We start from the raw sequence: 18,640 nt of genomic DNA on the forward strand, positions 1-18,640 counted from the left end.
CATGGCGTTCACCCGTGCCCCCGGGAAGCACCGTGCCCCGAACCGAATGACGCGCCGACGCGCGAACTTCGCCGGGGTCGCGTCCCTCACCGCGGCCGGTGTCATCGGCACCCTCGCATCCCCGGCGCTCGCCGCCGACGCGGAGGCGACCCTCGCCCAGGAGGCCGCCCCGGCGGCCCCGGCCCGCGCCCTCGTCATCGACGACTCGCTCGCCGCGACGATCGACGCCCAGGCCGACGCCCAGGAGGCGGCGGCCGAGAAGGCCGCGGAAGCGAAGGCGGAGGCGAAGGCCGCCGCCCGCGCCAAGGCCGAGGCGAAGCGCAGGGCGGAGGCTCGCGCCAAGGAACTCCGCGCGGCCAAGGAGCGCGCGGCACGGGCCGCGGAGCGCGAGCGCCTGGGCTCCTACCGGCTCCCGGTGGCCGGATCCTCGGTCACCACCGGCTACCGGACCGGCGGCGCGCTCTGGTCCTCCGGCAGCCACTCCGGCGTCGACTTCCGCGCCGCGTCCGGCACTTCGGTCGTGGCCGTCGGCGCGGGCACCGTGGTCGAGGCCGGCTGGGGCGGCGCGTACGGGAACAACATCGTCATCCGCATGAACGACGGCACGTACACCCAGTACGGACACCTCTCGTCGATCGGCGTCTCGATCGGCCGGAGCGTGGCCTCCGGAGAGCCGATCGGCCTCTCGGGCTCGACCGGCAACTCCACCGGCCCGCACCTGCACTTCGAGGCGCGGACGACGGCGGAGTACGGCTCCGACATCGACCCGGTGGCGTACCTGCGCCTCCACGGCGTGGACGTCTAGGGCCTGTCCCGTAACCCATGGCGAAGGCCCCGGCGTCCTGCCGGGGCCTTCGCCGTACGTGCCGGATGCGCGCGCTCGCGGCTCAGACGGTCTCGGGCAGCTCGTCCAGGCCCTCGGCCACCAGCTTCGCCAGCCGGTCCAGCGCGGCCTCCGCGCCGTCCACGTCGGAGAACAGGACGATCTCGTCGCCGCCCTGCGCGCCCAGCCCCAGCACGGCGAGCATCGACGCCGCGTTGACCGGGCTTCCGTCGGCCTTGGCGATCGTCACCGGAACGCCGGAAGCCGTGGCGGCCCGGACGAAGATGGAGGCGGGACGGGCGTGCAGGCCCTCGGCCCAGCCGACATTGACGCGGCGCTCAGCCATGGTGTTGCCCTTCAAGTTCACAGTTGTTGTCTAGACCAGTGTCTCATGTGCCCCGGAACGGGCCGGTGCGGCACCCCCAGCCTGCCCCGGCCGGGTAACCGCCGCTACCGATGTGCGCGCCGTAGGCTCTCCCCATGACGCCGCCGTCGCAGCACGCGTACCCCGCTCACTGGGAAGCAGACGTGGTGCTGCGCGACGGGGGCACCGCCCGCGTCCGGCCCATCACCACCGACGACGCCGAGCGGCTGGTCAACTTCTACGAGCAGGTCTCCGACGAGTCGAAGTACTACCGCTTCTTCGCGCCCTACCCCCGGCTCTCCGACAAGGACGTCTACCGGTTCACCCACCACGACTACGTGGACCGGGTGGGCCTCGCGGTGACCGTCGGCGGCGAGTTCGTCGCCACCGTCCGCTACGACCGCGTCGACAGCCGGGGCATGCCCGCGTCGGCCCCCGACGATGAGGCGGAGGTCGCCTTCCTCGTCCAGGACGCGCACCAGGGGCGCGGGATCGCCTCCGCGCTCCTCGAACACATCGCCGCGGTGGCGCGCGAGCGCGGGATCCGGCGCTTCGCGGCGGAGGTGCTGCCCGCCAACAGCAAGATGATCAAGGTGTTCCGGGACGCCGGGTTCACCCAGAAACGCAGCTTCGAGGACGGCGCGGTACGGCTCGTCCTCGACCTCGAACCCACCGCCGAGTCCCTCGCCGTCCAGCGCGGCCGCGAGCAGCGCGCCGAGGCGCGCTCCGTGCAGCGGCTCCTCGGCCCGTCGTCGGTGGCCGTCGTCGGCGCCGGACGCGCGCCGGGCGGCGTCGGGCGAGCCGTGCTGCGCAACCTCCTCGACGGCGGTTTCACGGGTCGTACGTACGCGGTGAACCTGGCTCTGCCCCCGGAACTCACCGAGCTCGACGGCGTCCCGGCCGTACGCTCCCTCGCGGAGATCGAGGAGCCCGTCGACCTCGTGGTCGTCGCCGTCCCCGCCGAGCGGGTGCCCGAGGTCGTCGCCGACTGCGGTGAACACGGCGTGCAGGGCCTGGTCGTCCTGTCCGCCGGTTACGCCGAGAGCGGGCCCGCGGGGCTGGAGCGGCAGCGCGAACTGGTGCGGCAGGCGCGTTCGTACGGGATGCGGGTCATCGGGCCCAACGCGTTCGGGGTCATCAACACCTCGCCGCCCGTCCGGCTGAACGCCTCGCTCGCGCCGGAGCCGCCCGGCCGGGGGCGGATCGGGCTCTTCACACAGTCCGGCGCGATCGGCATCGCGCTGCTCGCCGGGCTGGTCCGGCGCGGCGCGGGCCTGTCCACCTTCATCTCGGCGGGCAACCGCGCGGACGTCTCGGGCAACGACTTCCTCCAGTACTGGCACGACGACCCGGACACCGACGTCGTACTGCTGTATCTCGAAACGATCGGCAACCCACGGAAGTTCACACGGCTGGCCAGGCGTACGGGGGCGGTGAAGCCGGTCGTCGTCGCGAAGGGCGCGCGGCACAGCGGCAGCGCGCCGCCGGGGCACGCCGTGCCGGTCGGCACCATCCCGGACGCGACGGTCTCGGCGCTGCTCAGCCAGGCGGGGGTGATCCGCGTGGACACCGTCACGGAGCTGGTGGACGCGGGTGTCCTGCTCGCGTCCCAGCCCCTGCCGGCGGGACCGCACGTGGCGATCCTCGGCAACTCCGAGTCGCTCGGGCTCCTCACGTACGACGCCTGCCTGACGGAGGGTCTTCGCCCACTGCCCCCGCTCGACCTCACCACGTCCGCCCGCCCGGAGGACTTCCGTACGGCCCTGGCCTCGGCACTGGCGGACCCGGGCTGCGACGCGGTCGTCGTCACGGCGATCCCCTGGGTCGGGGAGAGCGGCGCGAGGGAGTCGGGCGACGGCGAGGTCCTGGCGACGGCGCTGCGCGAGGCGGCCTCGACGTCGCCGGCGAAGCCGGTGGCCGTGGTCCATGTGGAGATCGGCGGCCTGGCGGAGGCGCTCTCGGCGGCCAGCACGACGGCCCCGCGCCCCGGACCGATGCCGGGGCCGGGGCCGGGGCCGGGCGCAACGCCGCCGCCCGTGGCGGAACGGGCCCGACCCACCCGTGCGCCGGAGGATGCCCCGGCAGCCCGGCCGGTGTCGCTGCCCGGCACCGTTGCCGAGCCGCCCCGTCCGTCGGCCACCGGCGACGATTCCACGCCCGGACGCCGTGATGACGTGGCCGGAGACCGGGGGGAGGGGCGTGGCGAGGGCCCCGGGGGCGCGACCCCGGCGGCGGACGCCACTCCAGGCCCGGCGGGCCCGGCAGCCCGGCCGGTCTCCGTACCCGGCGCCGTGGCCGAGCCGCCCCCCACACCGGTCACCGCCCCCGGCCGGATCCCCGCCTATCCGGCCGCCGAGCGTGCCGTGCGCGCGCTCAGCCAGGCCTTCACCTACGGGCAGTGGCGACGGGGGACCGCCGAACCCGGCAAGGTGCCCGAGTACGACGACATCGACGAGAGCGGCGCCGCCGGCCTCATCGTCCGGGCCCTCGGCGACGCCCCCGCCGACCCGCACGGGACATGCCTCGGCGACGACGACACCCGGGAACTGCTCGGGCGGTACGGGATCGCCGTACGGCCCACCCTCCCCGCGCCCGGACCCGACGACGCCGTCGAGGCCGCCGCGCGCCTCGGCTATCCCGTCGCGCTCAAGACCACCGCGCCGCGTCTGCGCCACCGGGCCGACCTCGGCGGCGTACGGCTCGACCTCGCCGACGAAGCACGGCTGCGGGCCGCGTACCGCGAACTCACCGAACTGCTCGGCGAGCCCGCCGAACTGCGGCCCGTCGTCCAGTCGATGGCACCGCGCGGGGTGGACACCGTCGTGCGCGCGGTCATCGACCCGGCGGCGGGGGCGGTGCTCTCGTTCGGGCTGGCGGGCGTGGCCTCCGAGCTGCTGGGCGATCTGGCGCACCGGCTCGTGCCCGTCACCGACCGCGAGGCCGCCGAACTGCTCCGGTCCATCCGGACGGCGCCGCTCCTCTTCGGCTGGCGGGGCTCCGCGCCCGTCGACACCGCCGCCCTCGAAGAGCTGCTGCTCCGGGTGTCCCGGCTCGTCGACGACCACCCGGAGATCGTCTCCGTCGCGCTCGAACCGGTGGTGGTCGCGTCGCACGGTCTCTCCGTGCTCGGCGCGAGCGTCCGCCTCGCCCCGCCCCCGTCCCGCGACGACCTCGGCCCCCGCCGCCTGCCCAGCTACTGAGCAGGTCCGCACGGTCCTGGCCACGCATCCCGCCACCGTAGGATGGGGCCATGGCGAAGACCGGTACGACGACCCAGGGGCTGCGCACGGCGATCGAGCGCAGTGGCTACTACCCGGCTCTCGTGGCCGAAGCGGTGGAGGCCGCTGTCGGAGGCGAGCCCATCGCCTCGTATCTGGTGCACCAGGAGACGACGTTCGACTCCAACGAGGTCCGCCGGCATGTCACCGTCCTCGTCCTCACCGCGCACCGATTCATCGTCAGTCACACCGACGAGCAGGCCGCCGACACCAGTTCGCCGACGCCGTACGCCACCACCTCGACCGAGTCGGTCAAGCTGGACCGGATCTCGTCGGTCGTGGTCAGCCGCGTCGTCGCGAACCCCGAGTCGTACACCCCCGGCACCCTGCCCCGCGAGGTCGTCCTCACCATCGGCTGGGGCGCCGTCGCCCGGATCGACCTGGAGCCGGCCGCCTGCGGCGACCCCAACTGCGAGGCCGACCACGGCTACACCGGCAACTCCACGGCCGACGACCTGAGCCTGCGCGTCAGCGAGGCGGGCGACGGACCCGACACCGTACGGCAGACCCTCGTCTTCGCCCAGTCGCTCTCCGAAGCCACCGCGGCCACCCCGTCGACCGGCCGTTGATGGCTGCCCCGCCGCCCGCCTGGCAGGACCCGGAGCCGCTCGCCCTGCACACCGCGCCCGTCCCGGAGTACGGCGGCGGCTCGCTCGCCGACCTGCTGCCCACCCTCGTCGCGGGCCAGGGCGTCAGCGTACCGGCCGCCGTCATCCCCGAACTCACCCCGGCCGACCGCAACTGCGTCTTCCTGATCGACGGTCTCGGCTGGCAGCAGATCAAGGACCACCCGGACGAGGCGCCGTATCTGACGTCGCTGCTGGGCAGCTCACGCGGCGGCACCGGCCGGCCGATCACCGTCGGCTTCCCCGCCACCACCGCGACGTCCCTCGCCTCCTTCGGTACGGGCCTGCCGCCGGGTGCCCACGGTCTGCCCGGCTACACCGTGCGCGACCCCTCCACCGGCGCCCTGATGAACCAGCTGCGCTGGCGCCCGTGGACCGACCCTCATGTCTGGCAGCCGCATCCCACGCTCTTCCAGGTCGCCCACGCGGCCGGGGTGCACACCGCGCAGGTGTCGTCCCCGACCTTCGAACGCACCCCGCTCACCGAGGTCGCCCTGAGCGGCGGCACCTTCCACGGCCGTCTCTCCGGCGAGGAGCGGATGGACCTCGCCGCCGCCCAACTGGCCGCGGGGGACCGGTCGCTGGTCTACACGTACTACAGCGAGGTCGACGGCAAGGGCCACAAGTTCGGCATGGACTCCGACGCCTGGCGCGGCCAGGTGATGTACGTGGACCGGCTCGCCCAGCGCCTCGCCGAGCAACTGCCGCCGCGGGCAGCCCTGTACATCACCGCCGACCACGGCATGATCGACATCCCTTTCGACGAGCAGTCCCGTATCGACTTCGACGAGGACTGGGAGCTGCGCGCCGGCGTCGCCCTCCTCGGCGGCGAGGGCCGCGCCCGCCACGTCTACGCGGTCCCGGGCGCCCAGGCCGACGTCCTCACCGTCTGGCGCGAGGTGCTGGGGGAGCGGTTCTGGGTCGCGAGCCGCGACGAGGCCATAGCCGCGGGCTGGTTCGGCCCGCCCGAGAGGGCCGAGGAGCGGGTGCGGGGGAGGATCGGCGACGTCGTGGCCGCCGCCCACGACGACGTGGTGATCACCGCGTCCGTCCAGGAACCGCGCGAGTCCGCGATGGTCGGGATGCACGGCTCGATGACCCCCGTCGAGCAGTTGGTACCGCTGCTCGAAGTACGCTCGTAGCCGCCTGCCCCGGGTGTCGCCGGGACCGGCCCGCCACCGCCCGTATCTGAAAGGCCGTCACATCGTCGGCTCCGCACGGCCTGCTCGCCCCGAAAGGTCACCCTCCTCTGATGTCCGAATTGGTATTTTTCTCCGGCACCATGGATTGCGGGAAGAGTACTTTGGCGCTCCAGATCGGACACAACCGTTCGGCCCGCGGGCTTCAAGGCGTGATCTTCACCCGCGACGACCGGGCGGGAGAAGGTAAGCTCTCCTCCCGTCTGGGGCTGGTCACAGAGGCAGTTGAGGCGACCGCCGGTATGGATTTGTACGCATACCTTGTGGATCAGCTCTCCAAGGGTGGCAAGGCCGACTACGTGATCGTGGACGAGGCGCAGTTCCTCGCCGCGGAGCAGATCGACCAGCTCGCCCGGGTCGTGGACGACCTCGGGCTGGACGTTTTCGCCTTCGGGATCACTACCGACTTTCGCACCAAGTTGTTCCCGGGCTCGCAGCGGCTGGTCGAGTTGGCCGACCGGGTTGAGCAACTGCAGGTCGAGGCCCTGTGCTGGTGCGGGGCCCGCGCCACCCATAACGCCCGCACTGTTAATGGCGAGATGGTTGTCGAAGGGGCTCAGGTCGTCGTCGGCGACGTCGACCGTACAGCGGAAGAGATCGGCTACGAGGTTCTCTGCCGTCGCCATCACAGTCGCCGCATGACATCGGCCTCGGCCCATGCGAGTGCCCTTTCCCCGGACGTTCTCCCGGTCAACCACGCTTGACCGTCCTCTGGAAATGTGCGCCTCAGGCACGGCTCACGCATCTGCCGCGAGGCGCAGGGCTCATGCGGACGAGTGGGGGCGGGCGTCGTTGAGTTACTCGCGGACCTGAGCGTTCACTGTGGGATGCGCGTCATCGCTGTCCGGGCCCAGGCTCGCGAGCAGGCGCAGCCCGTCCTCGGTGGGGCTGCCTGGGGCCGCGGACAGCACCAGCAGCTCCATGCTCGTTTCGTCCGGTAGCGCGAAGTTCTCCTGGTGCAGTTCCAGCAGTCCGACCAGCGGATGCCGGTACGCCTTGCGTCCATGAGCGCGGGCACGCACGTCCGCGCGGGCCCAGAGGCGGCGGAAGCGCTCGCTGCCCATCGCCAGCTCGCCGATGAGCGAGGCCAGGCGGGGGTCCTCGGGGTATTTGCCGGCGGCCAGGCGCAGGTGCCCGACCACATCGAGGGTGCATGTCTCCCAGTCCGCGTAGAGGCCGCGCTCGGCCTCATCGAGGAAGATGTGCCGGGCGGTGTTCAGGCCCGGCAGCAGCCGGCCGAAGAGGAGCCCGGCGAGGCGGTTCCCGGCGAGTACGTCCAGGCGGTGGTCCATGATCAGCGCGGGTGCGTCGGGGACCAGGCCGAGGACGCGCAGCAGCTCCGGCCGGACCCGCCCGCCCGGCGCCTTCGCGCGGCGGCGGCGCTGCCGCGCGAGCCGGTCAAGGTGCCCGCGTTCGGTCTCGTCGAGGCCGAGGACGCGGGCGAGCGCGTCGAGGACCTGCTCGGAGGGCTGGGTCGCGCGGCCCTGCTCCAGGCGTACGTAGTAGTCGACGCTGACTCCGGAGAGGTGCGCGACCTCTTCGCGGCGCAGCCCTTCGACCCGGCGGCGGCTGCCGGTGGGGATGCCGACGGCCGCCGGGTCGACCCGGGAACGCCGGGTCCGCAGGAAGCCCGCGAGATCGTCCATGCCCCCAGTATCGCTCCGGTGAGGCACTTGAAGGTGGTCCTGCCATTACCAGGAAGTCCCGTCCGATGGAAGAGGCGCCCCTGTACGGCGCGGCCTCGGCGGCCGAGCATCTGTGGCGACACACCTTGTTGAAGGGAACAGCCATGAAGGCGCTCATTGTCTACGCCCACCCCGAGCCGCGTTCGCTGAACGGCTCACTGAAGGACCTCGCCGTGTCCACTCTCGAAGCCGCCGGGCACGAGGTGCGGGTGAGCGACCTGTACGCGATGGACTGGAAGGCCGTGGTGGACGCGGCGGACTTCGGTGAGCACGTCACGAGCCCGCTGCGGGTGGTGCCGAGTTCGGCCGGGGCGTACGACGCCGGCGCGCTCACGCCCGACGTGGCGGCCGAGCAGGAGAAGCTGCTGTGGGCCGACACGGTGGTCTTCCAGTTCCCGATGTGGTGGTACACGATGCCGGCGATCCTCAAGGGCTGGGTGGACCGGGTGTTCTCCTTCCACTTCGCGTACGGAGTCGGAGTGCACGACGAGACGCGGTACGGCGAGCGTTTCGGTGAGGGGACGCTACAGGGGCGGCGGGCGATCCTGTCGGTGACCGTCGGGGGTCCGGAGTCCCACTACACCGATCGCGGGATCAACGGCCCGATCGAGGACCTGCTGTTCCCGATCCACCACGGGATTCTGTACTACCCGGGCGTGGAGGTGCTGCCGCCGTTCGTGCTGTACGGCACCGACAAGATCACCGGCGGCGACTTCGAGGACGCCGCGAAGGCGTGGAAGGAGCGGCTGCTGTCGCTGGAGACGACCGAGCCGATCGCGTTCCGGCGCCAGAACTTCGGTGACTACGAGATCCCGTCACTGCGGTTGAAGGAGGGCCTGGAAGTGCCGGGCCGCAAGGGTTTCGGCCTGCACGTGCGCGGTTAGCCGCCGGTGAGGTACAGGCCGAGCCGGAGCGCGGGGGATACGCGCGAGGGCCTTCTCGCCCGAAGCGGCGCCGAGCCGAAGCCGAGCCGAAGCTGTGCACCACTGACAAAGTTCCCTGCACGTACGACACAGTCCGAGGGCCACGACGACCCTAAGGTCCATGAGCGAGGCCAGAGAAGGGAGAGTCGTGTGGCGCTGCTCGTGGCGGCCGTGGCCGAGCGTCATCACGGTGGATCACGAGGGCCTCGTTCCAGGGCGGCTTGTGCAGTCGGCGGGCCTGAGCGCGCCGGTTGTTCCTGAGTTTGTTCTCGCACCGATCTCGTAGGCGGCCAAGGTGATGCCGTGATCGTGGCGGACCGCGGAGAGCACGAAGACCCGACTGTCGTTGGGACGTCGAGTGCCGCGCAGGTACTGGCCGTCCACCGAGGTGCCGTCGCCCGGTAGGCCGCCGCTTCCTCCTGACCGTCCCCACCCCCACCAAAGGCGTAGACGCGGCAGCTGTAGTTCTTGATCGTTGAGTCTTGATCCACAGACGGCCCGTCATCCCTGGGTGTTCGCGTGGGTCCGACAGGGAGTCGCTCGGCGAAGCAGAAAGCGTCGATCACGCAAAAGTCCAACTCAAACCGCTTATGCGCGAACCGATTCGGTCGATCGCGCATCCTGATCTTGTCTCATCACCTACAAACAGGGGGAACATGATGTGGTACACGTGGCGTAATAAGAGGATCGCGGCCGCGGCGGCGCTGGGCGCACTGACGGTGCTTCTCGCGACCGGATGCTCCTTCAGCCTTGGCGACGCGGAGAAGAAGAGTGAGGCGACGGCCAGCGAGGACGCAGCCGCTGTCGAGGAGGACCCGGCCGAGAAGCAGCCGACGGCCGAGGAGAAGCCGGTCGGTGACGACCCCGCAGAGCCCGAGAACACGGGCGTCAACGAGGGCGGGGCCGTCCACAAGGCCCGAGTCGCGCAGACGGTCGCCGACAAGCTCGCCGCGGACACCGGCAAGCGTCCCGACAGGGTCACCTGTCCTGAGCACCTCCCGGCCCGGGTCGGCGCCACGATCCGCTGCGAACTCACCGCCGGCAGTGACATCCTCGGTGTCACCGTCACCGCCATCTCGGTCAACGGCAACCAGGTCAATTACAACTTCAAGGTCGACGACAGCGTCGAGTGAACACAGAGCCCGCGCGACCCGTTCGGGAAACGAAAGGCCCAGCTCGCCGTGGACGACGGAGTGCTCGGCGCGTGGCCGCACCGCCGCGGTCAACTGACGCAGCCGCTGCTCCAACTGGTCGCGGGCGTCGGCGAACCTGTGGTCGCGCGGTCGCCTCGGCGAGGCAGCGCATGCACGCGGCCACGCACCACCGCCGCCGCATGACGGCGGCCACGGCGAGGGCCGCCGCGCTGTCCCCGGACGTCCCGCCCGTGGCCTCCGGCTGAGGGCGGTCGGCCCCAACAGGCCGTGATTCACCCTGCCGTAGGCACGCGCTCGCCGGCGCCCGCGACGCGCTGTGCCCTCTCATCCCAGGATCCGCAGGGCTCACCGCGCCGTCGACCGCACCACACTGAAGACCGCGCCCTCCGGGTCCGCCACCGTCGCGACCCGGCCCGCCGGTGTGTCCCACGGCGGGTCGATCACATGGCCGCCCAACTCGGCGACGAGCAGCGCCGCCGCGTCCGTGTCGTCCACCTCGAAGTACGTCATCCAGTGCGCGCCGCGGACCGGGCGGGGGCCCTCGCCCACGCCGTGCAGCGTCGCCACCGCGTGGCCGTCCAGGCGCAGTGTCAGTGTGTCGCCGCCGTTCCCGCCGGTCGTCTCCACGTCGTAGCCGAAGACCGACCGGTAGAACGCGCGCACCCACGAGGTCTCGCGGATCAGCAACTCGTTGCGCACCGGCGTTCCGTGCGCCCCCGCCACCGCGGTGCCCGTGTGTGCCTGGGCCTGCCAGATGCCGAAGACCGCGCCGGCCGGATCCGACACCAGGGCGAGGCGACCGTCCCCGCCCGCGTCCAGCGGCCCCACCCCGACGGTGCCGCCGCAGCACCTGATCGCCTCGGCCGTCGCGTCGGCGTCGTCCGTCGCCAGATACGTCGTCCACGAGAGCGGCATCCGTCTCTCCGGCGCCAGTTGACCGATGCCGGCGACCTCCTTGCCGTCGAGGACGCCACGTACGTACGGGCCCAACTGCTCAGGCCCCGGCACCCGGACGAACTTCCAGCCGAACAACGCCCCGTAGAAGTCCTGCGTCGCGCCGAGGCCGTGCACCATCAGACTCACCCAGCAAGGCGTGCCGGGCGTGCGCCGGATCGTTTCCTCGGTCATCGTCGCTCTCTTCTCGAATCGTTCGCGGACTGCCGTGATCGGCGTGATCGGACGGTCAGGCGGGGAGGGGGGCGCACGCCTCGAACTGCGCGGTGGGGGGCCCGAACAGATGCTTCCATTTCTCGCCGGAAGCCGCTCCCCGGCCGCGCCGCTTTTGGCGCGATCCAGTAACAGGATGACCGTTTTGGTATTGACGCGACGTTGTCGGGCCATCACCCAACGGGTCGAGGCCGAACGCCCCTGCCGGTAGGCGAGGATGGCACGCATGACAGTCATCATCTCCGCGTCCGGACTCGCCGACGAGATCGCCGGACCCCGGCCGCCCGTCCTGCTCGACGTCCGCTACGCGCCCGGCGCCCCTCCCGGCCGCCCGGAGTACGAAGCGGGCCATCTGCCGGGCGCCGTTTTCGTCGACCTGGAAGCGGAGTTGTCCGGCCCGCCCGGCGCCGGAGGCCGCCATCCGCTGCCCGACGTGGCGGCGTTCGGCGCGGTGATGCGCCGGGCGGGCGTCTCGGCCGGCACGTCCGTCGTCGTCTACGACGGAGGCCAGGGGTGGGCAGCGGCCCGCGCCTGGTGGATGCTGCGCTGGACCGGTCACCAGGACGTACGCGTCCTGGACGGCGGACTCGCGGGCTGGGACGGCCCGTTGACCACCGAGATCCCGACGCCCGACGAGGGCGACTTCAGCCCCGTACCCGATTCGCTCCCGCTCCTCGACGCGGACAGCGCCGCCGCGCTGGCCCGCGACGGGCTGCTGCTGGACGCGCGGGCGGCGGAGCGCTACCGGGGCGACGTCGAACCGCTGGACCGCGTCGGCGGGCACATCCCGGGCGCCGTCTCGGCACCGACCGCCGAGAACACCGGCCCGGACGGCCGCTTCCTCGCGGCCGAGAGGCTCGCCGCCCGGTTCAGGGCGCTGGGTGTGAAGGGCGACGGCAGCGGTCCCGAGGTGGGGGTCTACTGCGGCTCCGGGGTATCGGCGGCGCACGAGTTGGTGGCGCTGGAGATCGCGGGCATTCCCGCGGCGCTGTACGCCGGATCCTGGTCGGAGTGGACGGCGGACACCGAGCGCCCGGTGGCGACGGGCCCCGACCCTCAGTGACGGCGCCCGGCGCCTGACGTCACAGGCCGGGGCCGTACGCCCGCTTCGCGCACGGCCCCGGCCCACTGCCGCCCGGTCCTGCTCAGTCCTGCTTCTTGCGACGGGTGCCGAACACGATCTCGTCCCAGCTCGGCACGGCGGCACGGCGGTTGGGCCGTACGCCGTCGGCCTCCGCCTGACGGTCGGTCGTACCGGTCAGCCGGTCGCGGTGGCCCGCCACCGAACGCGGCATCAGCACATCCGCGTACGCCGACCCCGCGCCCGCCGAGGCGGCGGGAGCCACCGGCTCCTCCTCCTCGGGCGCCTGGCCGGGCTCGATCGCCGGCGGCTCGGGCTGGGACGGGCGCTCCGGGACCACCATGTCGCCACGGAAGCTCGGCACCGCCTCCAGCAGGCTCGTCAGGGTGTCGCGCTCGCTGGTGTCCTCGTCCGGGTCCGCCGTCGCCGGCCGGTCCGTCTGCCGTTCCATGGCGCGGTCGAGGGGCCGTTCGCGATCCCTCGGCAGCCGCGCGATGCGCGGTACGAACGGAAAGCTCGGCTCCTTCGTGGCGACGGCGAGCGAGTCGTCCGTCTCCCCGATCAGCGAGCGCGCCTCGTCGTCGACGGCCTGGACGAGCCGCCGGGGCGGGTCATAGGTCCAGCTCGCCGAGTGCGGTTCGCCCGCGACCCGGTAGACGAGCAGGACTTCCCAGGTGCCGTCGTCGCGGCGCCACGAGTCCCACTGCGCGGTCTCCTTCTCGGCGCCGCGCATGAGCAGCCGCTCGTGCACCGCCTCGCCCAGCTGGGGACCGGTGTTCTCGCCGGGGCGGCGCACCGCCGTCTTCCGGGCGCGCTCGGCCATGAAGGCACGCTCGGCCAGCACGGGGCCCTCGAAGCGCCGGACCCGGTCGACCGGGATCCCGGCCATCTGGGCGACCTCTTCGGCGGACGCTCCGGAACGTATCCGCGCCTGGATGTCACGGGGCCTGAGGTGGCTCTCCACCTCGATCTCGATCTGGCCGAGACGGGCACGGTCGTTACGTACGGCCGCGCGCAGCCGCTCGTCGATGGGGAGCGTGTACTCCGTGCTGTCGGCAGCCTTGAGCACCAGTCGTGTGCCGTCGTTGGAGACGGCCACGACACGCAGTTCGGGCATGGGGACCTCCCGGGTGGTGCCTGCCGACGTCACGTGCGTCGCTGCTTCCGCTAGTCGAGTGTGACTTGCCCGGGTGCAGCCTGCCACAACCTTGCCGAGTTGCCCGGCGTGTCGGGCATGGGCCCTGGAACGCCGTCATGACACGGTTACCTGTTTGCGACGCAGAGTGACAGACTTGGTCACGCTGTGTAGCAGGCGCCCGTGCGGTGCCATCGCGCCGCCGGATCGAGTGCCACTTCGGCCCCCTCCCGTAGACCCGGACACCTGTGAGGGAGTCCGGCCCCAGGGCTCGCCACAGTACTCCATTCGGACCATCGGGGTGGACTGCCACGCCACCGAAGTTCTCCGGAGGTAGGGGAGTTGAGGGGGTGTCCGTATCCCGTACGGGTGTCCCAATTCACACAATCTCCCGAAGCGGAACCATCCGATTCGCTCAAAAGCTCCTTCTTGGTGCACGGTGGCACAGATGGTCGAGCAGAGGTCGGAGATGGATCAGAGTCGGAAGCCGGGCACCCGGACCGGCGAGGGGGCCGCGCCCGGGCGGCTCGAACTGAGCGTGCCGCAGGTCGCGGGCAGCGCGCTCGCCGCCGTCGCGGCGGCCGTGTTCGCCTCCAAGCTCGGGGTGTACGGCACGATCATCGGCGCCGGCGTGGTCAGCGTGATCGCCACCAGCGGCGGCCCGCTCTTCCAGCATCTGTTCCGGCGCACCGGTGACCAGATTCGCGAGGTCTCGGTCCAGGTGAAGCCGAAGGCGCGCCAGGTGTACGAGACCGAGCCACCGGCCCCGGCCGCCGCGGTTCCTCAGGAGCCGCGGCGGCCGGGCGAGTTCGGGGGAGCCACCACGTACGGCACGCGGGTACGCGGCCGGCGGCGGCCCGTCGTCGCGGCCGTCGTCGTCTTCGCCGTCGCGATGGTCGCCGTCACCGGCTACGAGTTGGCCGCAGGCCAGGACCTGAGCGGAGGCAAGGGAACGACCTTCAGCTCCGTCGTACGAGGCGGGGACACCGGCGGGGACTCCTCGCCCGACGGGCCGGCCGACCCGACGGACGGCGGAACGGCCCCCTCCGACAACGGCACGGACCCGGGCGTGGACACGGACCCGGACACCGGCCCCGGCGACACCCCGACCCCGACCCCGACCGCACCGGGCGACGGTCACAGCCCGGACGGCCCGGACACTCCGAACGCCCCCGGGACCGGCGGCCCTTCGACCGCGCCCTCGCCCGGCACCTCGCAGCCGGACGGCGGTACCGCCGGATCCGGCGACCCCGAGGACAGCACCGCCCCGCCCCCGCACGCCACCGCTCCGACCCCGGCTCCGTCCGGCTGAGACCGGGTCGCGCTACCCGCCGATGACCCGCCGCAGATACGGATTGCCGAACAGCCGCTCCGGGTCCAGCCGGTCGCGTACCGCCGTGAACTCGTCGAAGCGCGGATAGACCCCGGCCAGATACGCCACGTCCCGCGTGTGCACCTTGCCCCAGTGCGGCCGGCCGCCGTGCGCGGTCATGATCCGCTCCACCGCCGTGAAGTACGAGCGATAGGGCGTGCCCCGGTACAGATGCACCGCGATGTACGCGGTCTCCCGGCCGGACGCCGTCGACAGCGGGATGTCGTCGGCGGGCGCGGTCCGCACCTCGACCGGGAAACTCACCCGTAGTGGCGAGCGCTCGATCATGGCCTTGACCTCGCGCAGCGCGTCCACCGCCACGTCGCGCGGCAGGGCGTACTCCATCTCCACGAAGCGCACCCGGCGCGGGGTCGTGAAGACTTTGTAAGGAATGTCCGTGTACGTGCGGGCCGAGAGGGCGCGGCTGGAGATTCTGGCGATCGAGGGGATGACCCGGGGCACCGCGCGGCCGACCGAACAGGCCACCTGGAAGAGCCCGTTGGAGAGGAGTTCGTCCTCGATCCAGCCGCTGACCGTACCGGCCGGGGCCGCCGGGCCCGCGCTGCGGTTGTTGCGCTTGGTGTTGCAGTTGCCGGTGTGCGGGAACCAGTAGAACTCGAAGTGCTCGTTCTCCGCGACGAGCCCGTCGAAGTCGGCCGTCACCCGGTCGAAGGACATCGGTTCCTCGCGCGCCGTCAGCAGGAAGACCGGCTCCACGGCGAAGGTGAGCGCCGTGATGATCCCGAGCGCGCCCAGTCCGACCCGGGCACTGGCGAAGATCTCCGGATTCTCCGTGGGTGAGCACGTGAGGACCGAGCCGTCCGCGGTGAGGAGTTCCAGCGCCCGGATCTGTGCGGCGATCGAGGCCGAGTCGCGGCCGGTGCCGTGCGTGCCCGTGGACGTCGCGCCCGCGACGGTCTGATCCATGATGTCGCCCATGTTCGTGAGCGACAGGCCCTCCCTGGCCAGGGCCTCGTTCAGCCGCCTCAGCGGGGTGCCCGCCGCCACGGTGACGGTGCCGGCCTGCCGGTCGATCTCACGGATGCCGGTGAGCAGTTCGGGCCGTACCAGCAGGCCGTCGGTGGCCGCCGCGGAGGTGAACGAGTGCCCCGAGCCGACCGCCTTGACCCGGAGGCCGTCCGCGGCGGCCGTACGGACCGCCTCGGCGAGCTCTTCCACGGAGGCGGGGGAGAACGTGCGGGAGGGACGCGCGCTCACGTTCCCCGCCCAGTTACGCCAGGTGTGTGCCGGGTACCTCGTCGTCGCCCCGCCCGTACCGGTGTTGGTCATCAGCCCCGTACCCCTCCCGATCCGTTGGCCGCTCCCGCAGCCGGCGGTGGCCCACCAGCGCGACCAGGGCCGCGGCCACTCCCGCCACGACGGGCACAGCGAACCCCGTCCGCGCTCCTGAGCCGTCGACCACCCATCCGGCGGCGGAGGAGCCGAGCGCCACCCCGACGGCGAGTCCGGTACTGACCCAGGTCATGCCCTCGGTGAGCGTGGTGCGAGGTACGTGCGCTTCGACGAGGGCCATGGTCGTCACCATCGTGGGTGCGATCGCGAGGCCGGCGACGAAGAGCGCCACGGCCAGGATCGGCAGATTCCCGGCCAGTTGGAGGGGGATCATACTCACGGCCATCGCGCAGACTCCCACCAGCCACCTCCCGGACGCGCTGCCGCGCGGATCCAGCAGCCCGAAGACGAGTCCGGCGAGGCAGGAACCGAGCGCGTACACCGCCAGCACGAGGCTCGCCGCCGTCTTGTTGCCCCGCTCCTCCGCGAACGCCACGGTCACCACGTCGATGGAGCCGAAGATCGCGCCGGTCGCCACGAACGTCACCACCAGGACCTGGAGGCCGGGGGAGCGCAGCGCGGTGCCCCCGGTGTGGTCCCCACGCGGCTGCGGCACGGGCTCGGTGGCCCGCTGCGCCGTCAGCCAGAAGACGCCGGCCACCAGGAAGAGCGCGGCCAGCATCGGCCCCGCCGCCGGGAACCAGGCCGTGGACAGACCGATCGCGATGATCGGGCCGAAGATGAAGCACAGCTCGTCGACGATCGACTCCCAGGAGTACGCGGCGTGCAGCTCGCGCGGCGACCCCCGGTAGAGCTCCGCCCAGCGCGCCCGGACCATCGACCCCACGCTCGGCACACAGCCCGCGCCCGCCGCGAAGACGAAGAGCGTCCACTCCGGGGCCGACCCCTCGGCGCACACCAGCAGTCCGGTGACGGCCGTCACGGCGGTCAGCGCGGCGGGCCGCAGCACCCGCCGCTGGCCGTGCCGGTCCACGAGCCGGGAGATCATCGGACCCATCCCGGCGGCGGACATCGCCAGCGTCGCCGCCAGCGCGCCCGCCAGCCCGTAACGCCCGGTGAGCTGGGAGATCATCGTCACGATGCCGATGCCCATCATGGACAGCGGCATCCGGCCCACCAGACCGGCCGCGCTGAATCTCCTGGTTCCTGGCGCGGCGAATATCGCGCGGTAGGGACTGGCCACGTGTCGCTCCGGTGTGCGCTGTCGCGAGTGACGGCGGATACGGCCGCGGGGCACTGGCGGTAAGGAATGAACAGGCCAAGACAGCTTACGGTCCGGCGGCTCGCGAGCGCGCCGCGGTTCACGGTCCGTCAGTGGCGGATGGCAGGATCGAGGCATGCCCGAACAGCGTGCGACTTCTCCCTACGACGCCCTTCTCCTGCTCTCCTTCGGCGGTCCTGAGGGCCCCGACGACGTGGTTCCGTTCCTGGAGAACGTGACGCGGGGCCGGGGCATCCCGAAGGAACGGCTCAAAGAAGTCGGCCGGCACTACTTCCTGTTCGGCGGCGTCAGCCCGATCAACGAACAGAACCGCGCCCTGCTCCAGGCCCTGCGCGAGGACTTCGCCGAGCACGGTCTGGACCTGCCCGTCTACTGGGGCAACCGCAACTGGGCGCCCTATCTGACCGACACGCTGCGGGAGATGACCAGGGACGGCAGGCGCCGTATCGCCGTCCTCGCGACCAGCGCGTACGCCTCGTACTCCGGCTGCCGCCAGTACCGCGAGAACCTCGCGGACGCGCTCGCGACGCTGGTCGAGGAGGGCCTGGAGCCGCCCCGCGTCGACAAGCTGCGGCACTACTTCAACCACCCCGGCTTCGTACGGCCCATGGTCGACAGCGTGCTCACGTCGCTCGCGGACCTTCCCGAGGACGTCCGCGCGGGGGCGCGTCTCGCCTTCACGACCCACTCCGTCCCGGTGGCCGCCGCCGACACCTCGGGCCCCGTCGAGGACCACGGCGACGGCGGCGCGTACGTCGCCCAGCACCTCGACGTGGCGCGGCTGATCGCCGACGCGGTGCGCGAGGAGACGGGTGTCGAGCACCCCTGGCAGCTCGTCTACCAGTCGCGCAGCGGGGCCCCGCACATCCCGTGGCTGGAGCCCGACATCTGCGACCACCTGGAGGCGGTACACGGCGCGGGGGCCCCGGCGGTCGTCATGGTGCCCATCGGGTTCGTCTCGGACCACATGGAGGTGCTGTACGACCTCGACACCGAGGCCACGGCCAAGGCCGCCGAACTGGGCCTGCCGGTCCGGCGTTCGGCCACGGTGGGGGCCGACGAGAGGTTCGTCGGCGCCGTACGCGATCTGCTCCTGGAGCGCGCGGCGACCGAACGGGGGCGCGCGACGGAGCGGTGCGCGCTCGGGGCGCTCGGTCCGAGCCACGACGTCTGCCCGGTCGGCTGCTGCCCGGCGAGAACGCCCCGCCCGGCCGCCGCGGGCGCCGACAGCCCGTACGCCTGAGCGCCGCGCAGGCCCGCGTGTCGGCCGGTCCGTCCGTCTGACGCCTCGTACGCC

16 protein-coding genes and 2 pseudogenes are annotated in these 18,640 nt (G+C 72.2%); 11 read left to right on the plus strand and 7 right to left on the minus strand.

Translation table 11 applies throughout. The features are described 5' to 3' along the window. Position 1: 1 nt before the first annotated feature. Positions 2 to 805 carry a M23 family metallopeptidase gene (locus ACIBBB_RS27965; protein ID WP_398986697.1) on the plus strand — a complete coding sequence of 268 codons (804 nt, stop codon included), beginning with the start codon at positions 2 to 4 and terminating at the stop codon, positions 803 to 805. A gap of 82 nt (positions 806 to 887) precedes the next feature. Here ACIBBB_RS27965 and ACIBBB_RS27970 read toward each other — a convergent pair whose 3' ends face one another. Continuing rightward, complete coding sequence (locus ACIBBB_RS27970; RefSeq protein ID WP_398986699.1) at positions 888 to 1,169, minus strand: HPr family phosphocarrier protein; 282 nt, start codon at positions 1,167 to 1,169, stop codon at positions 888 to 890. A 134-nt stretch (positions 1,170 to 1,303) separates the two neighbouring features. On the opposite strand from ACIBBB_RS27970, the gene ACIBBB_RS27975 reads away from it, so the two are divergent. The 4 genes from ACIBBB_RS27975 (at position 1,304) to ACIBBB_RS27990 (ending at position 6,994) form a co-directional block, all read left to right on the plus strand. Beyond that, a complete protein-coding gene (locus tag ACIBBB_RS27975) occupies positions 1,304 to 4,387 on the plus strand; it encodes a GNAT family N-acetyltransferase (RefSeq protein ID WP_398986701.1) in 3,084 nt (1,027 codons plus the stop codon). 50 nt (positions 4,388 to 4,437) lie between these two features. Beyond that, positions 4,438 to 5,034 carry a DUF5998 family protein gene (locus ACIBBB_RS27980; protein ID WP_384322209.1) on the plus strand — a complete coding sequence of 199 codons (597 nt, stop codon included), beginning with the start codon at positions 4,438 to 4,440 and terminating at the stop codon, positions 5,032 to 5,034. After that, positions 5,034 to 6,233 (plus strand): alkaline phosphatase family protein, encoded by a 1,200-nt coding sequence (locus ACIBBB_RS27985; protein ID WP_398986703.1) that lies wholly within the window; start codon positions 5,034 to 5,036, stop codon positions 6,231 to 6,233. Before ACIBBB_RS27980 ends, ACIBBB_RS27985 begins: the two co-directional genes overlap by 1 nt. A 110-nt stretch (positions 6,234 to 6,343) precedes the next feature. Then, complete coding sequence (locus ACIBBB_RS27990) at positions 6,344 to 6,994, plus strand: thymidine kinase (RefSeq protein ID WP_398986705.1); 651 nt, start codon at positions 6,344 to 6,346, stop codon at positions 6,992 to 6,994. Positions 6,995 to 7,087: 93 nt separating this feature from the next. Here ACIBBB_RS27990 and ACIBBB_RS27995 read toward each other — a convergent pair whose 3' ends face one another. After that, the gene (locus tag ACIBBB_RS27995) at positions 7,088 to 7,936 is read right to left on the minus strand and encodes a helix-turn-helix transcriptional regulator (RefSeq protein WP_398986708.1); all 849 of its coding nucleotides are present in this window, start codon (positions 7,934 to 7,936) and stop codon (positions 7,088 to 7,090) included. A 143-nt stretch (positions 7,937 to 8,079) separates the two neighbouring features. Here ACIBBB_RS27995 and ACIBBB_RS28000 point away from each other — a divergent pair, with 143 nt between their 5' ends. Next, positions 8,080 to 8,859: an NAD(P)H-dependent oxidoreductase gene (locus ACIBBB_RS28000; RefSeq protein WP_398986710.1), complete on the plus strand. Its 780-nt coding sequence runs from the start codon at positions 8,080 to 8,082 to the stop codon at positions 8,857 to 8,859. 159 nt (positions 8,860 to 9,018) lie between these two features. Here ACIBBB_RS28000 and ACIBBB_RS28005 read toward each other — a convergent pair. After that, positions 9,019 to 9,285: pseudogene (locus ACIBBB_RS28005) on the minus strand (ISAs1 family transposase); the annotation flags it as partial. Between the two features lie 269 nt (positions 9,286 to 9,554). Between ACIBBB_RS28005 and ACIBBB_RS28010 the strand changes: the two are divergent. Next, positions 9,555 to 10,031 (plus strand): DUF4333 domain-containing protein, encoded by a 477-nt coding sequence (locus tag ACIBBB_RS28010; RefSeq protein WP_398986712.1) that lies wholly within the window; start codon positions 9,555 to 9,557, stop codon positions 10,029 to 10,031. A 185-nt stretch (positions 10,032 to 10,216) separates the two neighbouring features. Beyond that, positions 10,217 to 10,297 (plus strand): annotated as a pseudogene (locus ACIBBB_RS28015) (thymidine kinase); the annotation flags it as partial. A 100-nt stretch (positions 10,298 to 10,397) separates the two neighbouring features. On the opposite strand, the gene ACIBBB_RS28020 reads toward ACIBBB_RS28015, so the two are convergent. Further along, a complete protein-coding gene (locus ACIBBB_RS28020; RefSeq protein ID WP_398986714.1) occupies positions 10,398 to 11,180 on the minus strand; it encodes a VOC family protein in 783 nt (260 codons plus the stop codon). Positions 11,181 to 11,445: 265 nt separating this feature from the next. Here ACIBBB_RS28020 and ACIBBB_RS28025 point away from each other — a divergent pair, with 265 nt between their 5' ends. Further along, a complete protein-coding gene (locus ACIBBB_RS28025) occupies positions 11,446 to 12,282 on the plus strand; it encodes a sulfurtransferase (protein ID WP_398986716.1) in 837 nt (278 codons plus the stop codon). 82 nt (positions 12,283 to 12,364) lie between these two features. Here the strand turns inward: ACIBBB_RS28025 and sepH are convergent, their stop codons facing one another. Next, positions 12,365 to 13,417 (minus strand): septation protein SepH, encoded by a 1,053-nt coding sequence (sepH, locus tag ACIBBB_RS28030; protein WP_398986718.1) that lies wholly within the window; start codon positions 13,415 to 13,417, stop codon positions 12,365 to 12,367. 487 nt (positions 13,418 to 13,904) lie between these two features. On the opposite strand from sepH, the gene ACIBBB_RS28035 reads away from it, so the two are divergent. Next, entirely contained in the window at positions 13,905 to 14,747 is an 843-nt protein-coding gene (locus tag ACIBBB_RS28035) for a hypothetical protein (RefSeq protein WP_398986720.1), read from the plus strand. Positions 14,748 to 14,759: 12 nt separating this feature from the next. On the opposite strand, the gene ACIBBB_RS28040 is transcribed toward ACIBBB_RS28035, so the two are convergent. Together ACIBBB_RS28040 and ACIBBB_RS28045 are read right to left on the minus strand one after the other, a co-directional pair. After that, positions 14,760 to 16,097, minus strand: a complete 1,338-nt coding sequence (locus ACIBBB_RS28040) for a D-arabinono-1,4-lactone oxidase (RefSeq protein WP_398986722.1) — start codon at positions 16,095 to 16,097, stop codon at positions 14,760 to 14,762. Continuing rightward, positions 16,039 to 17,304 (minus strand): MFS transporter, encoded by a 1,266-nt coding sequence (locus ACIBBB_RS28045; RefSeq protein ID WP_398986724.1) that lies wholly within the window; start codon positions 17,302 to 17,304, stop codon positions 16,039 to 16,041. The genes ACIBBB_RS28040 and ACIBBB_RS28045 overlap by 59 nt, the downstream gene beginning before the upstream one ends. Before the next feature lie 154 nt (positions 17,305 to 17,458). On the opposite strand from ACIBBB_RS28045, the gene ACIBBB_RS28050 reads away from it, so the two are divergent. Further along, positions 17,459 to 18,586 (plus strand): ferrochelatase, encoded by a 1,128-nt coding sequence (locus ACIBBB_RS28050; protein ID WP_398986726.1) that lies wholly within the window; start codon positions 17,459 to 17,461, stop codon positions 18,584 to 18,586. Positions 18,587 to 18,640 lie beyond the last annotated feature (54 nt).

This window comes from Streptomyces sp. NPDC051217 (assembly GCF_044455465.1).
Taxonomy (GTDB): domain Bacteria; phylum Actinomycetota; class Actinomycetes; order Streptomycetales; family Streptomycetaceae; genus Streptomyces.